The organism is Paenibacillus tritici, assembly GCF_013204885.1.
GTDB lineage: Bacteria > Bacillota > Bacilli > Paenibacillales > Paenibacillaceae > Paenibacillus_AQ > Paenibacillus_AQ tritici.
In genome coordinates this window covers 162414-185604 of sequence record NZ_JABMKX010000008.1, presented here as the reverse complement: position 1 = coordinate 185604, position 23191 = coordinate 162414, and the positions used below count along the sequence as shown (strand labels likewise).

The 23191-nt window shown below is 56.3% G+C and carries 16 protein-coding genes; 10 read left to right on the top strand and 6 right to left on the bottom strand.

Features of this window, described 5'->3' with window-relative positions:
- Nucleotides 1–70 precede the first annotated feature (70 nt).
- From HQN87_RS16020 to HQN87_RS16010, 3 genes are all read left to right on the top strand, one after another.
- Nucleotides 71–1792: a glycoside hydrolase family 3 protein gene (locus tag HQN87_RS16020; RefSeq protein ID WP_173135296.1), complete on the top strand. Its 1722-nt coding sequence runs from the start codon at nucleotides 71–73 to the stop codon at nucleotides 1790–1792.
- Entirely contained in the window at nucleotides 1789–2877 is a 1089-nt protein-coding gene (locus HQN87_RS16015) for a glycoside hydrolase family 88 protein (protein WP_254075517.1), read from the top strand. The genes HQN87_RS16020 and HQN87_RS16015 overlap by 4 nt, the downstream gene beginning before the upstream one ends.
- Nucleotides 2878–3162: 285 nt before the next feature.
- Nucleotides 3163–5046, top strand: a complete 1884-nt coding sequence (locus tag HQN87_RS16010) for a DUF8769 domain-containing protein (RefSeq protein ID WP_173135292.1) — start codon at nucleotides 3163–3165, stop codon at nucleotides 5044–5046.
- 189 nt (nucleotides 5047–5235) lie between these two features.
- On the opposite strand, the gene hflX is transcribed toward HQN87_RS16010, so the two are convergent.
- The 3 genes from hflX to HQN87_RS15995 all read right to left on the bottom strand — a co-directional run bounded on the left by hflX (nucleotide 5236) and on the right by HQN87_RS15995 (nucleotide 11747).
- Entirely contained in the window at nucleotides 5236–6507 is a 1272-nt protein-coding gene (gene hflX, locus HQN87_RS16005) for a GTPase HflX (protein ID WP_173135288.1), read from the bottom strand.
- A gap of 573 nt (nucleotides 6508–7080) precedes the next feature.
- The gene (locus tag HQN87_RS16000) at nucleotides 7081–10119 is read right to left on the bottom strand and encodes a DEAD/DEAH box helicase (protein ID WP_173135285.1); all 3039 of its coding nucleotides are present in this window, start codon (nucleotides 10117–10119) and stop codon (nucleotides 7081–7083) included.
- On the bottom strand, nucleotides 10116–11747 hold the full coding sequence (locus HQN87_RS15995) for an SWIM zinc finger family protein (RefSeq protein ID WP_173135282.1): 1632 nt from the start codon (nucleotides 11745–11747) through the stop codon (nucleotides 10116–10118). The genes HQN87_RS16000 and HQN87_RS15995 overlap by 4 nt, the downstream gene beginning before the upstream one ends.
- Before the next feature lie 180 nt (nucleotides 11748–11927).
- Between HQN87_RS15995 and HQN87_RS15990 the strand changes: the two genes are divergently transcribed.
- The 3 genes from HQN87_RS15990 (at nucleotide 11928) to kdgT (ending at nucleotide 16512) form a co-directional block, all read left to right on the top strand.
- Nucleotides 11928–14246 carry a helix-turn-helix domain-containing protein gene (locus HQN87_RS15990; protein WP_173135279.1) on the top strand — a complete coding sequence of 773 codons (2319 nt, stop codon included), beginning with the start codon at nucleotides 11928–11930 and terminating at the stop codon, nucleotides 14244–14246.
- A gap of 184 nt (nucleotides 14247–14430) precedes the next feature.
- Nucleotides 14431–15444 carry a tripartite tricarboxylate transporter substrate binding protein gene (locus HQN87_RS15985; protein WP_173135276.1) on the top strand — a complete coding sequence of 338 codons (1014 nt, stop codon included), beginning with the start codon at nucleotides 14431–14433 and terminating at the stop codon, nucleotides 15442–15444.
- Between the two features lie 63 nt (nucleotides 15445–15507).
- The gene (kdgT, locus tag HQN87_RS15980; RefSeq protein ID WP_173135273.1) at nucleotides 15508–16512 is read left to right on the top strand and encodes a 2-keto-3-deoxygluconate transporter; all 1005 of its coding nucleotides are present in this window, start codon (nucleotides 15508–15510) and stop codon (nucleotides 16510–16512) included.
- Between the two features lie 371 nt (nucleotides 16513–16883).
- On the opposite strand, the gene HQN87_RS15975 is transcribed toward kdgT, so the two are convergent.
- Nucleotides 16884–17864 carry a phosphotransferase enzyme family protein gene (locus HQN87_RS15975; protein ID WP_173135271.1) on the bottom strand — a complete coding sequence of 327 codons (981 nt, stop codon included), beginning with the start codon at nucleotides 17862–17864 and terminating at the stop codon, nucleotides 16884–16886.
- A gap of 113 nt (nucleotides 17865–17977) precedes the next feature.
- Complete coding sequence (locus HQN87_RS15970; RefSeq protein WP_173135268.1) at nucleotides 17978–18868, bottom strand: AraC family transcriptional regulator; 891 nt, start codon at nucleotides 18866–18868, stop codon at nucleotides 17978–17980.
- A gap of 483 nt (nucleotides 18869–19351) precedes the next feature.
- Here HQN87_RS15970 and HQN87_RS15965 point away from each other — a divergent pair, with 483 nt between their 5' ends.
- Genes HQN87_RS15965 through HQN87_RS15955 form a run of 3 tightly spaced genes read left to right on the top strand, consistent with a single transcriptional unit; the run spans nucleotide 19352 to nucleotide 21393 of the window.
- Complete coding sequence (locus HQN87_RS15965; protein ID WP_173135265.1) at nucleotides 19352–19942, top strand: bifunctional transcriptional activator/DNA repair enzyme AdaA; 591 nt, start codon at nucleotides 19352–19354, stop codon at nucleotides 19940–19942.
- On the top strand, nucleotides 19923–20513 hold the full coding sequence (locus HQN87_RS32745) for a methylated-DNA--[protein]-cysteine S-methyltransferase (RefSeq protein WP_173135262.1): 591 nt from the start codon (nucleotides 19923–19925) through the stop codon (nucleotides 20511–20513). The genes HQN87_RS15965 and HQN87_RS32745 overlap by 20 nt, the downstream gene beginning before the upstream one ends.
- A complete protein-coding gene (locus tag HQN87_RS15955) occupies nucleotides 20494–21393 on the top strand; it encodes a DNA-3-methyladenine glycosylase family protein (protein WP_173135259.1) in 900 nt (299 codons plus the stop codon). The genes HQN87_RS32745 and HQN87_RS15955 overlap by 20 nt, the downstream gene beginning before the upstream one ends.
- A 113-nt stretch (nucleotides 21394–21506) precedes the next feature.
- On the opposite strand, the gene HQN87_RS15950 is transcribed toward HQN87_RS15955, so the two are convergent.
- A complete protein-coding gene (locus HQN87_RS15950; RefSeq protein ID WP_173135256.1) occupies nucleotides 21507–21932 on the bottom strand; it encodes a VOC family protein in 426 nt (141 codons plus the stop codon).
- Between the two features lie 115 nt (nucleotides 21933–22047).
- On the opposite strand from HQN87_RS15950, the gene HQN87_RS15945 reads away from it, so the two are divergent.
- Entirely contained in the window at nucleotides 22048–23007 is a 960-nt protein-coding gene (locus HQN87_RS15945) for a helix-turn-helix transcriptional regulator (protein ID WP_173135253.1), read from the top strand.
- Nucleotides 23008–23191 lie beyond the last annotated feature (184 nt).

The following is a 23191-nucleotide window of genomic DNA, read 5'->3' as shown; positions in this document are numbered from 1 at the left end:
TGGCTGTATTCAGGGCAGCCCGGATTATCGTTACACTGGAGACAAGAAACTGCCGGGAGGAGTCGGGACTATGCAGAGGCCGTTAAGCAACGAAGAGCAGGACTGGGTGGAGCGCACGCTGGAAGGGTTGAGCTTGCGTGAGCTGATCGGGCAGACGATGCAGGACCATGCAGGAAGACTGCCGTTCAAGGGAGATGATGAGGCAGCGCTGCGCAGGTATCTGGAGCAATATCCGGTCGGCAGCTTCTTCATCGGCGGAGAAGTCATCCAGAAGGCTGCGGGTAAGGCCGGGGATTACCGGAGCTGGGCCGGAATGCTGCAGAGCATCAGCAGGCTGCCGCTGCTGTTCTCCGGTGATCTGGAATTCGGGGCCGGCTCCGCAGTCAGGAGCCTGACCGCTTTTCCGCCCCTGCTTGCCCTGGCTGCTGCCGACGATGAAGATATGGCCTACGAATACGGTAAATATACCGCGATGGAAGGCCGGGCGGCCGGATTCACCTGGGCGCTGGCACCGGGAACCGATCTGCTGCTGAACTGGATGAATCCCGTCATTACGACCCGTTGTCTCGGGGATGATGCCAGGCGGGCGGCGCGCCTGTCTGCGGCACTCATGCGGGGGATGCAGGACTATGGTATGGCTGCTTGCGCCAAGCATTTTCCCGGCGACGGGGTAGATTACAGGGATCAGCATATCATTACTACGATTAATAGCCTGTCTGAGGAGGAGTGGTTCTCCACTTACGGGGAGGTATCCCGGACCATCATAGATCAGGGCGTTATGTCTTATATGACCGGCCACATTGCGCTTCCCTGGATCGAGGGCGGTGCTGGCAGCACGAAGCCTGTCCCTGCAACCGTGTCGGAGCGCATCACGACGGAGCTGCTGCGTGAACGCATGGGCTTCGACGGGGTGGTGCTGTCGGATGCGCTGGATATGGGCGGATTCCTGGCCTGGGGAGACTATGAGAAGCGCATCATAGACTGCTTCAATTGCGGCACGGATGTGCTGCTCTGGCCGGGCGTGAGATATTTCGCGGTGATGGAGCAGGCGGTGGCGGACGGGCGGGTAAGCCGGGAGCGGCTGAGCGCCAGTGTCCGGCGGATTCTGGAGATGAAGGCGCGGCTTGGAGTGCATTCGGCCGGCGCTGCGGGAGAAGACGGGGCAGCGCTGCCGCTGCTGGACGACAAGCTGCGGCCGGAGCTGGACCGGGAGGTCAGGCAATTCAGCCGGGCGCTGGCCGGGCGCTGCCTTACACTGGTCCGCAACCGGACCGGCCAGCTGCCCCTGAATCCGCAGACGGTCCGCCGGGTGCTGGTGATCATGCTGAATAAGGTGACGGAAGGGCGCAGATATGAACGGATGAATCTTTTTGTTGAACAGCTTAAGGCTAGAGGGCTGCAAGTGGATATTCTGGATGAATTCGAGCCGCTGACTACACTGAGGCAATGGGAGCTGTCCGGGGTACACTGGGATGCTGCCTTTGCGCCCTATTTCCTGCCGCTGCACGGGATGATGAATACGGCCCGTCCGGTGGGCGAAGCGGCCAAGGCAATCTGGGCCATGCAGCATGCGGAGACCGTCACGCCGATCGGCGTTTCCTTTGCCTCGCCGTATCTGCTTCAGGATATACCCTTCCTCGACACCCTGGTGAATGCTTATTCGCTGCATGAGGATACGGTAGAGCTTACGGTTCAGGCGCTGTTCGGGGAGATTCAGTTTCAGGGAAGCTCTCCGGTCCATGCAGATACGCAAGGGGAGGATTACGGTTCAAGGGGGATCAGGATGTCTTGAGTACGAAGCGGGCGTTAGGAGAACGACGGGAATTCGAGGAGAAGCTGGACCTTATCTTTGAATATATGCGGTCCGAACAGCACAAGGGCAATTGGGCAATGGATATGGAGCACTGGGACTGGGTGCCGGGCGTGGGTGCGATCTCTTTATTGGAATACGGCACAGCCGCCGGTGCGGAGAAGGTGACCGGTTACCTGCTGCTCTGGGTGAAGCGCAATCAGGCGAAGGCGGAGGGGGCTCTGGTCATCAACTCCCTGGCTCCCTATGCGCTGTTCCCTGAGCTGTACCGGCTGACCGGGGACCCCTGGTTCCTCAGCAAGGCTCAGGACGTTGCCGGATGGATACTGGGGTCTGCGCCGCGAACCCGGGAAGGGGCGCTGGAGCATACCGTGACCGAGGCGGCGGAATTCCCGGAACAGATGTGGGCGGATACGGTGTATATGGCCGTGCTGTTCCTGGCCCGGCTTGCCGGGCTGAGCGGAGACCGGAGACTGGCGGAGGCCGCCTTGCACGAGACGCTCCTGCATCTGCGGCTGCTGCAGGACCCGGAGACGGGGCTGCTGTTCCATGGCTGGAACAGCCGGGCGGGCGACCATATGTCGGCCGCCCGCTGGGCCCGGGCCAATGCCTGGGTTGTCCTCTCTGTCCCGGAGATTGTGGCCTTAACCGGGCGGATAGCTGCCGTCCCGGAGGAGCTGTACAGCCGTTACCGTAAGCTTGTCTCAGCCCTGCGGCTGGTTCAGGGAGCGGGCGGCTTGTGGCATACCGTGCTGGACCGGCCGGATTATTACCTGGAGACCTCGGCCAGCGCCGGTATCGCCTGCGGCTTCTTCAAGGCGGTGAGGGTCGGTCTGCTGGAGGATTCTTTTCTGGGGAGCGCCGTGAAAGCACTGGAAGGAATTCTTCCGCTCATTCGTGCAGACGGGGAGGTAGAGGGGGTGTCAGGAGGCACTCCGGTTATGCCCTCGGTCGAAGCCTATAACGCTGTTCAACGATATCCGGCGCTGTATGGCCAGGGGCTGGTGATGCAGCTGCTGACAGAGGCAATGACTCAACAGCAGCTGGACAGCATAGACAGTATCTAGAGCATCTAGATAAGAAGTGCTAAAGAACTAAACAAAAAGCAAAAGAAGCGGAGGGGAAATTTGGAACTGTAGGAGCGGTAGCGACCGCCTTTGTCACCGGATTTCACCCGCTAACAGTGGTTCAAATTAAGAAATCTGGGGACAACAGCGGCCGGAAGTCCAAATGTTCACCGCAGTGACGACAAAGCTTCAAGTTCAAGACTTAGGTGTGTTTTATATACACTATCCAAAGCATCCGAGGGTGGACGGTACCTTTGAAGGTTGAAGGAGAGGCAGGAGGATCAAGTGAAGGAAACCGCAGAGCCTGTGAACGAAGAGATTGATCAGCTGCCGCTGCTGATTCGCACGATGGCCGGGCAGGAAGCCCGTTATGATCCGGACCTCCGCATGCTGCGCTCCCCGTTCAGCAGTCCAGGGTATCATACGACGCTGAAGCAGGCGGAATTCATCCATTCCACCAGAGATTCGCTCACCTATGCGCTCGGGCTGCTCGATACGGAGCTGGCCGGTTATGAACAGCGCGCATTCGATATCATCCGGCAGGTGATCTCGCTGCAGGATAGCGACCGCAGCCATGATACCTTCGGAATCTGGTCCTGGTTCTATGAGGAGCCGCTGGATCAGATGGCCCCTCCAGACTGGAACTGGGCCGACTTCTGCGGCAGCCGGCTGGTGCAGGCCATCGCACGCCACGGCTGCCGCTTCCCGGACGATCTGCTGGAAGCGGTGACCCGTTCCATTGAGTACGCCTGCGAAGCCATTATCCGGCGGAATGTCGGCCCCGATTATACCAATATTGCGATCATTGGAGCTTTTGTCACGAGAATTGCCGGGGAGGTGCTGGGGCGTGAGGAGTATGCCGAATATGGGCTGGAGCGGCTTAGGGAGCTGCATGTTCATACCCTGAAGCATGGGGCCTTTCAGGAATATAACAGCCCGGTCTACACCTATATCGCCCTTCTGGAGCTGTCGAAGCTTCGGTCTGAGACTACGGACGACAGGGTGAAGGCATTGACCGGGGAGCTGCTTGACCTGACCTGGAAGACAGTCGCAGGTTATTATCACCCTGCCACCGCCCAGTGGTCGGGGCCGCATTCCCGGAACTACGGGGCGCTGCTGGATGAGCAGAGCCAGGCTTGTCTGCAGCTGGCGACGGGAGGAGCCGTGATGTTCTTCCCCTGGGAGGAGCTGCCTTACCAGGAAGAATGGTATAAGAGCGGCCTGCACTGTCCGACCGCCTACCTGAATGGCTTCACGATCCCTGAGACGAAGGAAGTCAGACAACGGCTGGAAGGGGAGGAGCCAGGGGGCGGCGGCAAATGGGCGGTCACTTATATGACTCCGCAGTGGAGCATGGGTTCCTTCACCCATAGCGACCTGTGGAACCAAAGACGGCCGCTGCTGGTCTATGCGGACAATCACGGCCAGCCCGCCTATATCCGTCTCCGCTGCCTGCATGACGGCTATGACTACTGCTCTGCACGTTTTCAGGCGCTGCAGGAAGCGGGATATATGCTGTTTGGCATCGACTTCCTTACGGACGGCGGCGATACCCATCCCAATCTGGATCGGATCTCCGGCGTCATTGAGGCTGCGGACCTGCGGCTGCGGCTGGAGATTGGCGGCTGTCTGGATGGAGTCACCGCCGTAACTACGAATGACGGAGCAAGCATCATCATTGGAGGGACTGAGTTTGATCTGAGAACCTGGTTTGCCGCATTCTGCGGACCGGAAGAAGCAGTGCACGGCCGCTCGTGGGAAATACACAGGACGGGCGGCCGGATAAATATCGACAGGATACTCTATTCCGGTCCGCGCAGAAGCATTGATTTCACCTCTCTGGAGCAGGCGGCGCTTGTGTCCTCCCTGGAGGTACGGGGAGACGGCGCGAAGGGTACGGCCCCGGTTCTGGAGATGGCAGACGGGGGCAGGCTGCGGGTGAGCGGCGGACAGAACGGGAGGAACAGGCAGAATGAAGAAGACGGAGAGAATAGTGAGAACAGAGAGAAGGGAGTGAATGGAAAGACTAGAGAGAGGGGGGTTAATGGAGAAACGGTAGAGAAAGTAGAGAAAGTAGAGAAAGTAGAGACAGTAGGGACAGCAGAGATAGCAGAGACATCAGCTAAAGGAGAGTTTGTGCTTAACCTGCGTCCCGGCCCGGCAGGCTAAGCATGACAAGTGCGCAGCCTACGGTCTTTCAAGCGTTACATGGGCGGAGGCATTCCCGCCTGCACTACCTGAATAGACAACACAAAGAGCGGGTACCAGTGTTCTTACTGGGACCCGCTCCTTTACATACTATATATAAGACGCACTGAAGAAAATAACAAAAAGCAAAAGAAGCGGAGGGAAAAGATTTTATTGAGAAATCTCTACAAACTCATCTCTGAACCGCTCCACATCTGCGGCCCGGCATTCCAGCTTCAGGCGCGTGCCCTGTTCTTCATAGCTGACGGACTGCACATCGGCATGTTCATTGAAGTAGGAGACAATATGGCCCCGGTCGAACGGGACCAGAATCTCACATTGGATATAGTCGGTGAAGATGCGGCCGCGGATCAGCGTGACCAGCTCGGCAATTCCGCGGTTTTTCTTAGCCGAGAGGGTTACCGAATCCTCCCCTACCTGCGGATAAGGCTCATCCCTCAGATCGGCTTTGTTATAGGCATACAAGGTGGGGATTCCGTCAGCGCCCAGCGCCTTCAGGGTCTCCTCTGTTACAGCCATATGCTGCTCATGCTGCGGGTCGGCAATATCTACGACATGAATCAGCAGATCCGCTTCGGTTACCTCCTCCAGTGTCGAGCGGAAGGCCTTAACCAGATGATGGGGCAGCTGGCTTACGAAGCCTACGGTATCGGTTAACAGGAAGGTTTTGTGATCGGGCAGCGCAATGCTGCGCACCGAGGTCTCAAGCGTCGCGAACAGCATATCCTTGGCGAGCACCCCTTTGCCTGAGCCGGGATGATAGGTCTCCACCAGTGTGTTCATTAAGCTGGACTTGCCGGTATTGGTATAGCCGACCAGACAGACGACGGGCACCTCATTCTTATGCCGCTGCTTGCGCTGGATCTGGCGCCGGGAGACCTGGGTCTGGAGCTCTTGCTGCAGCACAGAGATCCGTTCCTCGATCCGTCTGCGGTCCAGCTCCAGCTTGGTTTCCCCGGCCCCTCTATTCTTCAGACCGGCTCCGCCCCCTTGTCTGCCGAGCGACTCCCGCAGCCCCGTCAGGCGGGGAAGCATATACTGAAGCTGGGCGACCTCTACCTGGAGCTGGGCTTCCTTGGTCTTGGCCCGCTGCGCGAAGATATTCAGAATCAGAATGGTCCGGTCAATCACCTGGCGGTCCAGCGCGGACTCCAGATTGCGGATCTGGGACGGTGACAGCTCATCGTTGAAAATGACGATAGGCGCTTCGTATTGCTCCATGAGCAGCGCCAGCTCCTGGATTTTGCCGGTCCCGAGATAATGAGAAGGGTTCACCCGGCTGGACTTCTGGCTCAGCTCAGCCACTACCTCAATCTCGCAGGCGGCTGCGAGGTTACGAAGCTCCTCCATCGAATAAGCGAAGTTCGTGTCATGCTGTAGCTGTACACCGACGATGACTGCTTTTTGTAGTACGGATTCCATATATAGATCAACCTCCAAAGTGTAATTTGAGCATAAAAAAGCACAGGCAGTCTGCCTGTGCTACCAGTAAATTGAGGAACAACAGAATAAGGTCCAAGTATAGCCCGCTATACGGGAGCAGCTATACAGCCCGGCATATCCATAGACACCATGAAGTACAGAACCGCAGCCGGAGGGTGGAAATTCCGGCGGCCAAGAGGCATACCTGCATATCCTGCCGGTACCCCGGTTCCTTGATGCCGGTACAAATTATCCTGAATAGGAGGAGAAACCCTCATATAAGGACAGTGTAACGGTTTTGGTTACCGGCTGCACGGCAGCGGATTAGCAGGTATTATCTATGGAATGCAATGCTTATGGGTTGCTATTTATGGACAGACCTATCCTGAGTCCTCTGCACAAGGCAGAGCTTTCGCGCTATGAGAATGTAATTAGCCGCGTAAAGTACGAATCCGGATATAGTCTATCACACGCAACCCTCCGTTCTAAAAAAGTTAAGTTGATTTTAGCACACCGGTCCTGATCTGGCAACAACCCCCAGTTCTGAATGGGCCAGAAGCTTCTGATCCCATCCTATCCTACCCATTCCCGGCGCAGCGTGAACAGATCCTTCAGGGCATCTGTAGACAGCTCGGTGATCCAGCCTTCGGAGCCGGAGATTACATCGTCGCTGAGCTGCTGCTTGCTCTCCAGCATCTCGTCAATCTTCTCCTCCAGCGTACCGAGCGAGATGAACTTGTGCACCTGCACATCCCGGGTCTGGCCCATGCGGTAGGCCCGGTCGGTGGCCTGGTTCTCCACTGCCGGATTCCACCAGCGGTCGAAGTGGAACACATGATTGGCAGCCGTCAGGTTGAGTCCGACCCCGCCTGCTTTGAGCGAGAGAATGAATACATTCGGCTGATCGGACGGCTGATATCGGGCGGCATTGGCCGCGGCTTCGCCTGCGGGCGGCGCGGGCGCCTGGAACCGCTCAATCATGCGGTCACGTGTGCTCTTCGGGGTGCTGCCGTTCAGGTACAGCACCGGTTCCTGCAGCTCCTGCTGGAGTACGGCCTGGAGCATCTTGCCCATGCCGACATACTGGGTGAAGATCAGGCAGCGCTCATTCTCTTCGCGCAGCTCACGGACCATCGCCAGCAGCCGTTCCAGCTTGGCGGAGCGTTCGATCAAGGCGCTGGTATCCAGAACATGGCCCGCCTCCGGCTCAGGCAGCGCCTCCTTGGTCAGCAGCATCGGGTGGTCGCAGAGCTGCTTCAGGCTGGTCAAGGCGGCGAGAATGGCCCCCTTGCGTTCAATGCCCTCCAGCTTCTGCATCCGTTCGAGCAGGCTGTTCACATTCTGGTCGTAGAGAGCGGCTTGCTCGGCAGTCAGGTTAATATAGGTCTTCATCTCATTCTTATCCGGCAGGTCGAGCTGAATCGCCGGGTCCTTCTTCTTGCGGCGCAGCATGAACGGCTTGACCAGCCGCTGCAAATCTGCGGTCCGCTCGGCATTCCGTTCCTTCTCAATGGCATTTGCGAACCGGTCCTGGAACCCCTTGGGACTGCCCAGGTATCCCGGCGTGATGAAATCGTAGATTGACCACAGCTCAGACAGCCTGTTCTCAATCGGGGTCCCGGTCAGGGCAATCCGGTGCAGGGCCGGGAAGCTGCGTACCGCAGCGGACTGCTTCGTTCCGGCATTCTTGATATTCTGCGCTTCATCCAGGCATACGGTAGCCCAGGTGAACTGCTTCAGCAGTTCCTGGTCCAGCGCTGCGGTCGCGTAGGAGGTGAGGATCACATCCGCCTGCGAAGCAGCGCCGTAGAAATATCCGGCATCCAGCCGTCTGCTTCCGTAGTGAAGCATCACGTTCAGGGAAGGCGCGAAGCGCTGCAGCTCCTTCTGCCAGTTGCCGAGCACCGAGGTCGGGCAGATGATCAGCGAAGGCCATCCGGCCGGCTCGGTCTGCCGCCGGGCTACGGGTGCGCCGGAAGCAGCCGCTTCCGCCTCCTGCTCCTTCAAGTGGAGCAGGTAAGCAATCAGCTGCACTGTCTTGCCGAGCCCCATATCATCGGCCAGGCAAGCGCCAAGGCCGAAGCGGCGCAGGAACACCAGCCAGGCGAAGCCTTCATGCTGGTAGCTGCGAAGCTCGGCATGCAGACCGGCCGGAATCTCCGGCTTCGGCCACTGGCTGCGCTGCCCGAGCTGGCCGATCAGCGTCACCAGATGCTCGTTCAGCTCGACCTCCAGCCGGACGCGTTCAGCTTCTTCCTCCGCACGCAGCGCGTCCGCTTCCTCCGAATCGCCGTCTGCCCCGCTGTTCAGCAGGTGCAGCTGCAGCACATCCTGGAAGGATAAGCCGCGTGATTTGTCCATCCCGGCCATGGCCCGCTGAATCTGCGCCAGCAGCGCAGGGTCCAGCGGAATCCATCTGCCGCGGAACTGGACGAGGCGTTCCCCGCGCGCCACGAGGTCGGCGAACTCCGCCTCCGACAGGTCGGCGTCGCCGATGGAGATGCGCCAGTCGAAATCGACGAGCGCATCAAGACCGAACAGCGACTGCCCGCGGCTGCCCTCGGCGGTGCCGGAGCTGATCTTCGCGCGCAGGCGCGGCTTCCTGCGGCTGGCGGCTTCCCACCACGCCGGCAGCAGCACCTGCCAGCCGGCCTCCAGCAGGAGCCGGCTGTCGGCCGTGAGGAACCGCCACGCGACCGCGTCGCTCAGCGGCTCTGCCAGCACATCGGCCCCGCGCCCGATGTGCTCCGGCAGGCTGTCACGCAACCGTGACAGCCACCCGCCCGCCCGCTCGTGGACATGCTCTGTCCACGCATCGGGCCAATCGCCGTGCGGCTCGCCGTCCCCGGTGAGCCGCAGCGGCACAAGCGCGGACTCGTCGCGCTTGTCCTGCAAGAGAAGCTGGAGCCGCCAGTGCGGCAGCTCATCGTCAGGCTCGAGCAGCTGCACCACCGGCCGGAACGGCGCGGTGTCTGCCTTCCAGCCGATGGACATCAGCCAGCTGTCTTCGTCCATCCCGGCCGCTGCGGCCGGGTTCCCGCTGAACAGCAGCGGGAATTCACTGCGCAGGTCACCGGCCTGCGCCTCGATGCTGTAATACCGCTGGAAGACCGCCGCAGAGAAGGCGGCCTGCAGCCCTTCGGTGAACCCGCTGCGCTCCTGGAGACTGTGCAGCGCCGCTGCATCGTCCCAGTTCGCTTCGGCGGCTTCCGCCAGCGCCTGCTCCCCCCAGGTCCAGCGGAGCTGGCCTTCACGGTAGGCCGGGAGGCTGGGGGCATACTGTTTAGACTCCAGTACGCCCGCCAGCAGCGGGGCCAGCCGGGTTAACAGCTTCGCATCGCCCTGCCAGCTCCAGCCGACATGCCGGAGCAGCCGGAGGCCGGCGAAGAACGGAAGGACCTGCTCCGCAGGAAGCACGATCAGCTCCACTTCATCGGCCTTCGAGAGACTAAGCTCCGTGCCGTAGAAGGATTCTTCATGCCAGGCGAACAGCAGCTGCTTGAGCTGGACACCGGGAACATAATCATCCCGGTCATCCACGCCATAGATCAGCGCGTCCCCATACTGGCTCAAAGCGAGCTGGACCGTAATATTGCGCATCATTGTATTCATGGAATCAGTTTTCCTTTCCGCAGCTCCTCCTGAAGGGCGCGCAGCCGGCTGTGCCTGTCCAGAAAACCGTCCAGGAACTCGTTCCAGCGCGCTTCGCGTTTTGTTTTTTTATACAGCTTGGCAAGACGCTTCAGCAGCTTCACGGCCGCTTTGTAGCTATGCCGGTTCTTCTCCAGCACGAATCGTTCCACCGCCTGATGATAGAACGGCAGAAGCAGCTCCGGTGCATTCTTCTCTACCGGCTGCAGATCGCTTACCCGGAAGTCGGCAGGCCGGTGTCCGGAGGATAGCTGTATATCCATCCATTCCTGCCATTTGCCGTAGGCCAGGAGCTGTTCCTCATAGATCTCGCGCGACAGCGGCAGCATACCGGATAGCGTCTCCCACATCCGGGGCTCCGCTTCGGGCAGATAATGGATGGCATCGTCCCAGTATTCGGCATAATCCTGCAGATTGTACAGCCTGCTGCTTAGCAGCGGTCCGGTCACAGCCAGCCAGTCTGTAAGCCGCTCCCACTGCCGGGCCCCAGCCAGTGGAGAGAGGAAGTCCATCACCTCTTGCGGGTGCAGCCCGGGATGCTCGGCTGCGGTGCGCAGCTTCTCCATAGCGGCGGCATCCTCGTGAAGGAACACATGCATCCGGCTCTCCGCCAGCAGCAGGGCATGGCGGGAAGCAGAGGTGCTTAACGCTTCCCCTGCCTGCTTCAGCTCCACAAGCTCCTTGGCATACAGCTCCGGTCCGCTTAGATTTGGTGTAATCCAATGGTTCCACAGCAGGGAATAACAGTTAGCGAGATAAGGCTGTTCCCTTGAACGGTCACGGACCTCAGCCAGCATCTCGCCCCGCAGATAGGCAATCGTATCGTAGACTCTGGGCCATTCTTCGGGGGCTTCGGCCAGCGGCAGACTTTGCTTCATCATCTGGAGGATTTGCTTTTGCAGATCGGATACGGCAATGGAGGTGTAGTAGCCGACCGAATAGCTGAGGGTGGAGAGGCCTGCTGCCAGCGGCTGTCCTCCCGGCTTAATCAGGCTCTCCAGTACACAGAGATGGGCATGAAGCTTGAACAGCTTGCCGGCAGCGGGAGACAGCTTGGGCGCAGCCCCGGTGATGGCGGCCAGCCCCCGGTCGGCATATTGCGGGTTACGCACTGTATGGATCAACGGCTCCAGAATAAGTGCCATGTACTCACGCCACTGCTGCACGGTAGCCCCGGGAATCAGCGCGGCCAGCTTCTTCAGTTGTTCGCCGCGCCGTCCCGGAACGGCGGGAGCCTTGGCAGGGATCTTAGGCCGGTCTACAAGCGCCTTGGCATTGGCAATGGAATGCACAGGCCGCTCCTGATCCTCCGCATACTGCATCAGCACAGCGGCCATATGCTTACACATCCCGGATACGGGACAACCGCAGCGGCTCTCCGGCAGATGGTCCAGCTTAACCGCTGTGACATAATCTTCCCGGCCCTCTACAATGCACATGATTTCCCGGTCTGTCATCATCTTGAAGGCGTGCAGGCGTTTTTGTTTATAATATTGAAATCCCCGTTTCAGGGTCAGATCATCGAAAGATTGGGCTACCTCCGAGATGAGCTTGTCCCACCCGGCATCGTCCATGTAAGTTGGCTGCATCGCTATCGTTCTCCTGTAGCAGATTGGTATTCAGAGTTCAATTATATCATTTTTGCGTAGGCTTACCCTGAAAAGTCTAAAATCATAAAGGGTATGACATGCTCCATATTGAAGTATAGGTGAACATGCTACTCTAAGGTCTACGACCTAGAGAGAATCTGGAAGGATGAAGCTACAGGAATGCTGCGATTTAAATTGAAATATCTGCTAAACAACAAACAGAGCCGGCTCATTCTGATGCTGACCGCCGGGGTTTCGCTGCTGATTACTATGATTGGTTCCTTCTCCTACAGAGAGTACCGCAATGCACTGGATACCGAGCTGAATACGCCGAATATTGAGCTTTTGCAGATTAACGTGGATGTGACAAACCGGGCCTTCCGGGAATCCGATAACAAGGCGGTCGAGTTAGCCTTTCATCCCGCCGTGCTGAATTATATAGCTGCCGTAGCAGCGGATAATACCGGGAAAGCTTCCGCGGCGCAGGAATATCTTAAGGCACTGGCGACAGAGCCGGATATCCATGCGATCAGCGTGATTAAATTTAAGGATCAGTCTGTACTCTCCAGCAGCTATGGCTATTCCCCGTCCTGGCGGGAGGCGGCGGATCATGAGTGGGAGTCCTGGATCGGTGAGATTAAGGAGAAGCCGCTTCTGATCAAAAGAAGACTGTATACCGGCACCGATTCCCGCCCCGGTGAGACAGAGCTGCTGTCGCTGGCCCGGCCGGTGGTGGAGAACGGTGAAGTGACCGGTGCCGTGCTGATTGATCTTGATTACGATACGCTTTTCTCCAAAATGTATACCCATCTGTCCAACTACCAGCTGGTATACAACCTGGAGGGGGAGCTGATCTATCCCAAGCTGAATCTTCCGTTTCCGCTGGCGGAGCTGGAGCATGTGCTGAAGGCTATTGATGTCAGCCCCTTTGCCCATGTTAATGTTGGAGGCCAGGCCTACATGGCTAATCAGACCTTCTCCAATGTGACCGGCTGGCGGCTGCTGTCGCTGGTGCCGATGGAGCAGTTGCTGAAGAATGTGAAGATTGCCCGCAATATGATGCTGATGCTGTCACTGATCTCTATTGCTGTGGGCCTTGCCGCCATTTATTATTACAATTTCGCGGCCTTCCGGCCGCTCAAACGGATTAATAAGCTGCTGTTCCCCGAACAGAAGGCAGCCGGGCAGGGCGGGCTGTATGATCTGGAGCCGGTGATCGGCAAGCTGGTCGGTGATTTTCGGAGTAAATCACTGGTAGCGGACTGGAGTCTTCCTGAGCTGCGCTCCAAATTCCTGCAGGATCTGATCACAAGAAGCATCGGCACCCAGGAGACGCAGACGAGGTTTGAGCATTACTTTGCCGGCTGGAGGGAAGGTCCGTTTGAGCTGCTCGCCTTATCCATAGACCGGCATACCCAGTGGTCTGCAGGCTTCATTGAAGAGGATCAATTGCTGCTCAAATATGCGATGATCAATATGGCCTACGAAACCTTCGAAGCTTCGTGGCGGACCGTCATCGCTGCACCGCAGCAGGATAGTCTCGTCATCCTGCTGCAAGCGGCAGGCCGGGAAGAGAAGGAGCTGTACGCAGATGCCCGGAAGCTGGCGGCTACTATGCTGGAAGTGCTGAAGATCCCGGTGTCCATCGGCATCGGCGAGCAGGCCGCCTCGATTGCCCAGATCGCCCGTTCTTATTCAGAGGCACAGCTTGCCCTGTCCTACCGGTTATATGAAGGTTATGCCCATGTAAGGGTGTATTCCCCCGCAGAGAACAAATATGAAGAGAGCGGCGGACCTGCTGATGAGGTGTGGAAGCAGGAAATGCTGAATGCCCTGAGATCTTCGGATGCCAAGGCTGCACAAGAGTGGGTCCGCAGAGGGACTGCCGAGATCCGCAGGCGGGGAATTCAGCCGCAAAAGGTATTCCGCTCAGTAGATGACCTGCTGGAGGAGATTTTGCAGATAACCGCTGCCGGAGGATACCCGGTGCCTGCCGAGCTGGCTGACTACACCCGGCATCAGGTTGCGACTATGGATCTTAACGAGATCGAGCAGATGTTATGCAGTATTGCCGTTCAATTGTCAGATGCCTTTGGAACGCACCGGCAATCGAAGGACTTCCTGCTGGTACAGAATCTGATTAAGTATATGGAAGAGAATCTGCAGTTCAATATCGGACTTCAGGATATCGCCTCCCATGTGAATATGGGGGTATCCTCGGTAAGTACGATCTTCAAGGAAGAGACCGGGACCACGATTTATGACTATCTGACCAACCTGAGAATGGATAAAGCCTGTGAGCTGCTGCTAGACAGCAGTCTGAGAATTGCCGATATTGCCCTGCAGGTCGGTTACCAGAATGAGAACAGCTTCATCCGGGTATTCCGCAAGATCAAATCCACTACACCCGGCAAGTTCAGGGAGAACAGCAAATCTTCCAAAGAGTATGCAGATCTGCCAAAACCCCGCCATTCCGGGGTTTCTGAGGATGCGGAGTAAGATTATACGATTGAAGGGAACCCCCCGGTTACGATAATGTTCTATTTGAGAAAAATTTCACATCCTCCCTCAGGGCGGCTGATACTCAAAGAATCCGGGGGTGATAGCTGCGGGCGCAAGGCCAACGTAAGCGTAAGTACAAGATTCAGCAGGCCGCCCGATTACTGTTATTTAGAGAAGAGGGATGGATTTGAAACGGACAACCCGAATAGGAATCTGGACAGCATCCGCACTTGTAGTCCTGCTCCTTCTATGGACCTTCTTGCAGTTAAGAGGCAATGCGGACAGGAAGGAAGCCGGCACTGATTTTCCCGGGCGGCCGATTACACTCATCGTACCTTATGCTGCAGGCGGAGGAACAGATATTACGGCGAGAGCACTGGCCAAAGCGACAGAGACTGTACTGGGCCAGCCGATTATCGTGGTCAACCGGACAGGCGGAGGAGGCTCCGTGGGACTAATGGAAGGCGCTAACGCCAAGGGGGATGGCTATACCGTCACCTTTTTGCCGGCCGAGCTGACTATTCTTCCCCATCTGGGACTGCTGCCGATTACCTATGAGAAGTTCAAACCGATCGCACAGACGAATTTTGATCCTTCCGCCATTACCGTAAGACAGGACGCGCCATGGCAAGACGTCAATGAATTTCTCGACTTTGCGAAAGCGCATCCAGAGGAATTGAAAATGGGGAATGCAGGAACGGGAAGCATTTGGCACTTAGCCGCCGTAACCTTAGAACGGGAGACCGGTGTGAAGTTTGCACATATTCCCTTTGAAGGTGCCGGACCAGCCGTCTCCGCCTTGATGGACGGATTCGTGGACGCGGTGCCGGTCAGTCCCGCCGAGGTGAAGAAGTATGTGGATGAAGGGAAGCTGCGGATACTGGCGGTTAATGCGGACAAGCGTTCAGAGGCGCTGCCGGATGTGCCGACCCTGGAAGAGCAGACCGGAATTCATGTGAACTTCACAGGTACATGGAGAGGACTTGCTGTACCGAAGGATACGCCGGATGCCGTCGCGGAGGTATTGGCCGGGGCATTTATCAAAGGAACCGAAGACAGGGAATTCCGCGAATATATGAACTCGAACGGGCTTGGACTGCTGGTGAAGGATGGCAAGGCTTTCGCCAGGCAGCTTAAGGAGAGCGATGATCTGTTCGCAGGAATGATCCCCGAGCTTGGACTAAGCCGCAAGTAGCCTGTAGGAAAGGTGAAAGCGCCATCAGACACTCATCATGAGTAAGAAGGGTATGATAATGATATGAAAATCAAAAAGACACTAGATCGGATTCCCGGCGGAATGATGCTGGTCCCGCTGTTCCTGGGAGCGATCATTCACACCGCTTATCCTGGAGCGGGCGAATATTTCGGAGGCTTCACCAAAGGCCTGATGACTGGAACCGTTCCGATTCTGGCCGTATGGTTCTTCTGTATGGGAGCCGCCATTGATGTAAGGGCAACCGGAACGGTATTGCGTAAATCCGGTACGCTGGTTTTGACCAAGATTGCCGTAGCGTGGGTGGTTGCCCTGATTGCAATCCAGTTCCTGCCTGAGGGCGGTGTACAAAATGGCTTCTTCGCCGGGCTGTCTGTCCTCGCCATCATCTCTGCCATGGATATGACCAACGGCGGCCTGTACGCTTCCATCATGCAGCAGTATGGCACCAAAGAAGAATCCGGTGCCTTCGTGCTGATGTCACTTGAATCCGGCCCGCTTGTCACCATGCTCATTCTGGGCAGCACCGGTGTTGCTGTATTTGAACCGCATCTCTTCGTCGGCGCGGTACTGCCGTTCCTGATCGGCTTCCTCTTGGGTAACCTGGACCATGACCTGCGTGCTTATTTCGGCAAAGCGACCCAGACCCTCATCCCCTTCTTCGGCTTCGCACTCGGCAGCTCGATTGACCTCGGCGTGATCGTTGACACTGGACTGCTTGGCATCCTGCTTGGCGTGGTCGTTATCATTATTACCGGCATTCCGCTGATCCTGGCCGACAAATTCATTGGCCGTGGTAACGGTACCGCCGGATTGGCAGCCTCCAGTACAGCCGGAGCTGCTGTCGCTAACCCTATGCTGGTGGCGAACATGAAGCCGGAATTCCTGCCTGCTGCTCAGTCAGCAACAGCGCTCGTAGCCGCCTCAGTGATCGTAACCTCCATTCTCGTTCCAATCATAACCGCCTACTACTCCGACTATATGAAGAAAAAGAACCCCCCGGCAGCAGAGGGTCCTATAGACGCTAAAATTCAGGAAGCAGCGGTGTAAAACATCGGATAACAACGTAAATTTGTCAATTCATTTCCGCTAAAGTTTACTTTCCTGACCCTTCGGACGCCGTTACGGCTGCTGGGGGGGCTTTATTGATGTATATAGGATGTATATAGATGGAAACGAATGAATATCGAATCCTTCGGGGATAGCAGTTGGATTTTCTCCACTTGCTAATTAACGAAGGGCTCCTATTAAGACAGCAGTTGGAAAATCAGCACTTAAATTTCTTCATACAAGCCAAAACCGAGGAAATACAGGAAATTAAATGCCGTTTTTCCACTTGCTTCGGTCCAACCCGCTAAAATGGGCAAATTAAGATACGTTTTTCCACTTGCTTAGAGCCCAGGGAAAAGGCTTCTGCCTAGCTATAATTTAATATCGCAGCCGTCGAACGATTGGTCATTCCCGATTAGATGAATGGCATGGGCAACCGCAGCCTGCTGAGCTTCCGACAACCGAGTCTCATCGCCGTCCCAATCACTCAGCCACCAGAAGTAGGAGCAGATATTCCGGTAGTCCATGAACAGGGGGATCTGCTGAATCCAGCAATCGGCCAGATCATTATTAATAGAGTATCCAGCCAGGAATTCATTCAGGAAGCGGGCGGCAAAATTATGTTTGGACTGCCGGTCATCTCCGGGGGAACCCCACCATACAGCATGGACGGCGGCGATTGCAATATCAAGGGCGAACCAGCCATAGATACTGTCATCGAAATCAAAAACCGTAATCTCACCCTTGTCGATATGGAAATTATAAGGATGGAAATCATTGTGGATCAGTCCATACGACTCCGTATCTTTTGGCAGAGTAGAGATCGTATCCTCCAGGGATTTCAATTTGTCTACCAGCATCCGGTAACGGCCTTGGTGCAGATTAGAGTTAGCTATGTCCCGCCTTGCCCAGTCAGACCTTCTTGCAGCGGAAGCTGTAGAATAGGTTTTGGTAAGCAGGTGTATTCTCCCCATGATCTCTCCCCATCGTCTGAATATGGAGTGACCCCACAATTGCGGATTGTTTTTGTCAAAAAAACATCCAGGCGCCATATGAAAAGCTGTAGCAATATAACAATGTTCCTTCTGTCCATATACGGCAGTTAGCTGCCCATCCGAGGCATGTATAGGCAGGGAGGTTGGCACACCATGGCGGGCCAGATAGCAGACCCAGTCTAACTCCGCTTGGATTTGTTCCACATACACCTCAGGCTTCGCCGACATTCGCAGGATATGCGGCTGATTGTTTTTGACAAAACGGTAGACTTCGTTGCTTGAACTGCTCAGACAGACCAAAGTTTCCACATCAAATTCAAAAGATGCCGCAGCTTGAAGCAGCAGTTGTTGGCTCACCAAATGAAACCCTCATCTCATTCTTTAGCGTCCCCCGGCCGGGTGCCCCCTCAGACTAACAACATTTCCCGCTGAAATATAGACTTATAGTTTCCTGTCAAATATACTAAGAATTAAGTCCAAATCATTTTCTTGACCACCGGAATCCACACCTCGCAGATAGATTCTTCATGGCTGTCATCAGTCCAGTAGTATTTCTCCATGCACGGTCCTTCCACTTGTTCAAAACCCGCTGACGGGAACCATTCGGAATAGATTCTCCGCCACACATTCAGGATCTCCATTCCCATCTCAGTGTCATCAGAATAGGTATCCCGGCTATCGAATACAGCATAGGTCTGGTCAGGTACAGTCAGGCTGACAAGCTCCTCTGGCACCTGTTGTCCATCCGGCAGTTCAGTCCCCATCAGATACCGTTTTGTCCCGTCCTCGTTGAAGTCGTAATAATAGCCGAACAGCAGCGAACCCGCAGGTCTCCCGGCACATTCGTTAATCCGGTCATGCGTCCCATCATTCCAGATCATCTCTACGAATGCCGGGATTTCTGTATAAGCATCCTGGCGGACAATGACCTCTTTTCCAATCACATGACAACCCTTTTCTTCCACGATCCGATAATCCATTTCGGTCTCTCCCTTAATTTGAATTTGAAAGGAGATGCGGGGAAACGATTTGAGCTTCACGTTCTTTTTCTTCGCCATATTCGGAGTCACCCCATGCACACGCTGGAACGCCTTGGCGAAGGACTCCGGGGTCTCGTAACCATACTTCAGCGCAATGTCGATCACCTTGCCGTCCGTCCCGGCCAGCTCTTCCGCCGCCAGCGTAAGCCGTCTGTTGCGTACATACTCTGTAACGGTGAAGCCCGTCAAGGCATGGAACATCCGCTGAAAATGGTACTTCGAGGTCATCGCGGCTCCCGCGATATCTTCCACCCCAATGGCGGAGTGCAAGTTCTGCTCCACATAATCAATCGCCTGCTGTAGCAGCCGTATCGTCTCCAAATCCTCACCTTTCCTTTCAATTTCATTGTAGAGAAACCGGCAGGGCGGTTCCTGACCGGGAGTGCTTTGATTTGTCCAACAGAGGTATTAGCTAAGAGCGGATATTATGGCGGCAGAAGCAGTTGGATTTTGTACACTTGCTAATGAGCGAATGGACCGTGATGAACCGGTAGTTGGATAAACAACACTTAATTTCTCCCATTTCAAGCCCAGTAGCCAATACTAGCATTAATAAATGCTGTTTTTCCAATTGCTTCCTCACATCCTTGGAAAATCGACGAATTAAGATACATTAATCCATTTGCTTGTGGCGTGGAGTCTTGCTCCCGACGAACGGCCTAATCTCAATACGTAATCTGCGGCAAATGCGAATTCATCACAGTATCACGGAGCGATACCCCTGTCGTAATCTTGCTCTCCTATCCCAATAGGCTGCATAAGCCAAAACGAATCGTTTATACTGGCTGTAAGAGGTGATCAGGGATGGAACCGCAATTATTTGAGCGTATTTACGATTCGGTGGTGCGGCGCGAGCCGACCTATGACGGTGTTTATTATACAGCGGTGCTGACGACGCATATTGTCTGCCGGCCTTCCTGCCGGGCCAGAACACCGAAGGCTGCCAATGTGGTGTTCTACGGCTCATTGGAGGAGGCCATCCGGGAAGGCTTCCGGCCCTGCAAAAGATGCCGCCCCGAAGAAGGCGGCGTCCTCCGGCCGGACGCGGTGCTGGCGGCGCAGGCGGATGCCATCATGGACGGGCAGTTCGGCAGCAAGCTGACCCTGCAGTCCATGGCCGCAGAGCTGAAGGTCAGCCCGTTCCATCTGCAGCGGACCTACAAGCGGGTAACGGGCCAGTCGCCTGCGGCCAGACTGGATGCCCTGCGCGCGGAAGAAGCCCGCAGGCTGTTGACGGAGACAGAGGCGGGAATGGCTGAAGTAGCCGGGGCCGTGGGATTTCGTACACCCTCCCATTTTGCCGCCTGGTTCGTGAAGAAGACGGGGCTGACCCCTACAGACTACCGCATGAAGCATAACGAAGGAGGAAGACCGCATGAACCCAAGCCGGAATAAAAGTCAAAGTCAAAGTCAAAGCAAAACTGTGATCTATCATCATACCCTGAACCTGGGGAATAGAGAGTGGACCCTATGGGCCAGTGAGAAAGGGCTTATCCGTATCTCTTATCAGGCGGATGAAAGACGCCTGCCGGCTCCCTGGCTGAACCAATATGCTCCGCACACCGAGTTCCATGAAGATGCTGTAAGGTTTGAACAGCTTGGCGCCGTGCAGCTGCTCCAGCGTTATTTTGCCGGAGAGCCGGTAGATTTCAGCAGTGTGGAGCTTGATTTGTGGGGCACAACCTTTCAGCAGGAGGTCTGGCGCGGGCTGCTCACGATCCCGCATGGAGAGGTTGCCAGCTACAAGGAATTGGCTGAACGGATCGGAAGACCGCTCGCCGTCCGGGCTGTCGGCACAGCCAACGGGCAGAATCCGGTGCCGGTGATTGTGCCCTGCCACCGGGTCATCGGCGCGAACGGCACCTTAACCGGTTACCGGGGCGGATTGCAGCTCAAGCAGGAGCTGCTTCAGCTGGAAGGGATTCTAAATGTGAAGGCGGCGGGCCATGAACGATTTGCTTTTTGAGCTGCCGCTGCCGGAGGATTTCAGCCTGGACGCCTGTCTGGAGTACATGAACCGTTCGCCGCTGGAATGCCTGTTCCGCACGGATGAGGCGGGAGTGACCCGGATGTTCAAGCTGGAGGACGGCCCGGTCCTGATCCGGCTTAGTGTGTCTGAAGAGAACAGGCTGAGCGTAACTCTGCTGCACGGGTCTGTTCCCGGTGTCCTGGAGCAGGAATGGCTGGCCCGTTATATTGTCGAGTGGTTCGATCTGGACCGCGATCTTACGCCGTTCTACCGGCTGGCGGATGCAGATCCGCTGCTCCGGCCGCTGGTCAGCCAGCACCGGGGGCTGCGGATTATCGGCATCCCGGATCTGTTCGAGGCATTATGCTGGGCGATACTGGGCCAGCAGGTCAATCTGGCTTTTGCCTACAGGCTCAAGCATCGCCTGACCGAGGTGTATGGAGAATCTCTGGAGCAGGGAGGGCAGACCTATTACCGGTTCCCTGGACCGGAGGTCTTCTCGGAGGTGCAGATCGAGGACTTATGCGCCCTGCAGCTGACCCGAAGCAAAGCGCAGACGATCCTCACGGTCGCCTCGCTGATCGCAAGCGGAGAGCTAAGCCGGGAGGAGCTGCTGGCGCTCCCGTCTCCGGCAGACGCCGAGCAGCGGCTGTTGAAGATCCGCGGGATCGGCCCGTGGACCTCGCAGTATGTCCGGATGCGCTGCCTGCGGGACAGCTCTTCGTTCCCTGTCGGTGATGTCGGTCTGCAGAATGTGATCAAGTTCCTCACCGGCATGGACCGCAAGCCTACGCCTGCAGAGCTGCTCGTCCTGGCCCGGCCCTGGCAGGGCTGGGAGGCATACGCTACCTTTTATTTGTGGCGGGCATTATATTAGCGTGCGCCAAGTATATTGCCGCACACGGCAGCAAGCACTGTCTCGCCGGAGATTCCGGGAGACAGTGCTTTTTGTATCCTGCGCCTGAAGAATTCACCCGGCCCGACTGAGCTTTATTGCGCCCGCTTCGTGAAGATCTGGAAGCATACCCCGTACTTGTCGGTAACCATGCCGAAGGCGGGGCTGAAATAAGCCGGAGCCAGCTCGATATCCACCGTTCCGCCTGCCTTAAGCGAGTCGTACAGCTGCTGCGCTTCATCTGCGGTATCCGCTGTGATACAGATGGTGATGGCATTGCCATAGCTCAGCGGCTGGCCAACCTCCTGATCTGCAACAAAAAACTTGGTTTCGCCCACCAGCAGGACGGAATGGGCAATACGCGCTTTTTCCTGATCGGTCATGGGGGAGTCAGGGTTCTGCGGGCCTTCGCCCACGGTTTGCTTGAAGAGCAGCTCAGCGCCTAGTGCCTCTTGATAAAAGGTAATGGCATCGCTTGCTGTACCGTCCACGAGAATAAAAGGGTTGATTTGCAGGGTCATGTCTAATTCGCTCCTTAGGATGTTCAATTTGCCTTAGCTAACCGGCTTGATTATAGTGTAGTCTATGATAGTGACAGGTATTGTCATAGTTAGAATAATAAATGGAGTGAAGCCTATGTCTAAGTCCAAAAGGCTGCTGGATCTGATGATGACCGTCAACCGCAAGCGGAAATTCACCGTCAAAGAGCTGGCCGACGAATTCAATGTCTCCTCCCGGACCATTCTCAGGGATTTGCAGGAGCTGGGGGAGCTGGGCGTCCCGCTCTATTCCGAAGTGGGGCCGCATGGAGGTTATCAGGTGCTGAACGAAAGAATACTGCCGCCGATTGCGTTCACGGAGGAGGAGGCGGTGGCGATATTTTTCGCCAGTCATGCCCTGCGCCACTACAAGTATCTCCCCTTCAAGCAGGAATCATTATCCGCCCAACATAAATTCTATAACTATATGTCCGGCGATGTCCGCGACCGGATTGACGAGATGAAGAACCGGATTGACTTCCTGACTCCGGTGAGACAGGCGGAATTCCCTTATCTGTCGCTCTTGCTGGAAGCGGCCACCGGGCAAAAGGTGCTGCTGATCCATTATGAATCGAAGGGGCAGGGCAAGGAAAGATGGATTCAGCCGGTAGGCATCTACGCCCATAACGGCTTATGGTATTGTCCGGCGTACTGCTTCCTGCGCGGGGATATCCGTGTATTCCGCTGTGACCGGATTCGCTCTGCCGGATATGACGAGTCGGGGCCGGCAGCACGTGATCTGCGGCATGTTCACCTGGGCAACAAGGAGGGTTACAGCAGCCATACGGGGCAGGGGGATGAAAGTCTTGTGCGGATGTGGGTTGAATTGGGACATGGAGGCGTTCAAGCCTGCGAAGCCGAGCTATGGTCCTCTCCGCTGCTGCATATCCGCGCGGATGGAACGGGCTGGCTGGAGGGGGAGATCCAGAAGAGTGATCTGGGCTTCTTCGCGCGTTTTGCGATCGGCCTCTGCGACGAGGCCACGGTACAAGAGCCGCCTGAGCTGGTGGCGGAGGTGAAGCGGACGCTTACGGGAATGCTGGCGAGATATAAGTAGCTATATAAGAAGCACTAAAGAAATAAACAAAAAGCAAAAGAAGCGGAGGGGAAATTTGGAACTGTAGGAGCGTAGCGTCCGCCTTTGTCACCGGATTTCATCCGCGAACAGCGGATTTAATCAAGAAATCTGGTGACAACAGCGGCCGGAAGTCCAAATGTTCACCGCAGTGACGATGAAGCTT

Bases quoted from the DNA above. Each gene is read 5' to 3' on its own strand.
- HQN87_RS16000 (WP_173135285.1), bottom strand. From the start codon at position 10,119: ATGAATACAATGATGCGCAATATTACGGTCCAGCTCGCTTTGAGCCAG.
- HQN87_RS15955 (WP_173135259.1), top strand. From the start codon at position 20,494: ATGAACGATTTGCTTTTTGAGCTGCCGCTGCCGGAGGATTTCAGCCTG.
- HQN87_RS15945 (WP_173135253.1), top strand. From the start codon at position 22,048: ATGTCTAAGTCCAAAAGGCTGCTGGATCTGATGATGACCGTCAACCGC.
- HQN87_RS15995 (WP_173135282.1), bottom strand. From the start codon at position 11,747: ATGCAGCCAACTTACATGGACGATGCCGGGTGGGACAAGCTCATCTCG.
- HQN87_RS15950 (WP_173135256.1), bottom strand. From the start codon at position 21,932: ATGACCCTGCAAATCAACCCTTTTATTCTCGTGGACGGTACAGCAAGC.
- hflX (WP_173135288.1), bottom strand. From the start codon at position 6,507: ATGGAATCCGTACTACAAAAAGCAGTCATCGTCGGTGTACAGCTACAG.
- HQN87_RS15990 (WP_173135279.1), top strand. From the start codon at position 11,928: ATGCTGCGATTTAAATTGAAATATCTGCTAAACAACAAACAGAGCCGG.
- HQN87_RS16020 (WP_173135296.1), top strand. From the start codon at position 71: ATGCAGAGGCCGTTAAGCAACGAAGAGCAGGACTGGGTGGAGCGCACG.
- HQN87_RS15985 (WP_173135276.1), top strand. From the start codon at position 14,431: ATGGATTTGAAACGGACAACCCGAATAGGAATCTGGACAGCATCCGCA.
- HQN87_RS15965 (WP_173135265.1), top strand. From the start codon at position 19,352: ATGGAACCGCAATTATTTGAGCGTATTTACGATTCGGTGGTGCGGCGC.
- HQN87_RS32745 (WP_173135262.1), top strand. From the start codon at position 19,923: ATGAACCCAAGCCGGAATAAAAGTCAAAGTCAAAGTCAAAGCAAAACT.
- kdgT (WP_173135273.1), top strand. From the start codon at position 15,508: ATGAAAATCAAAAAGACACTAGATCGGATTCCCGGCGGAATGATGCTG.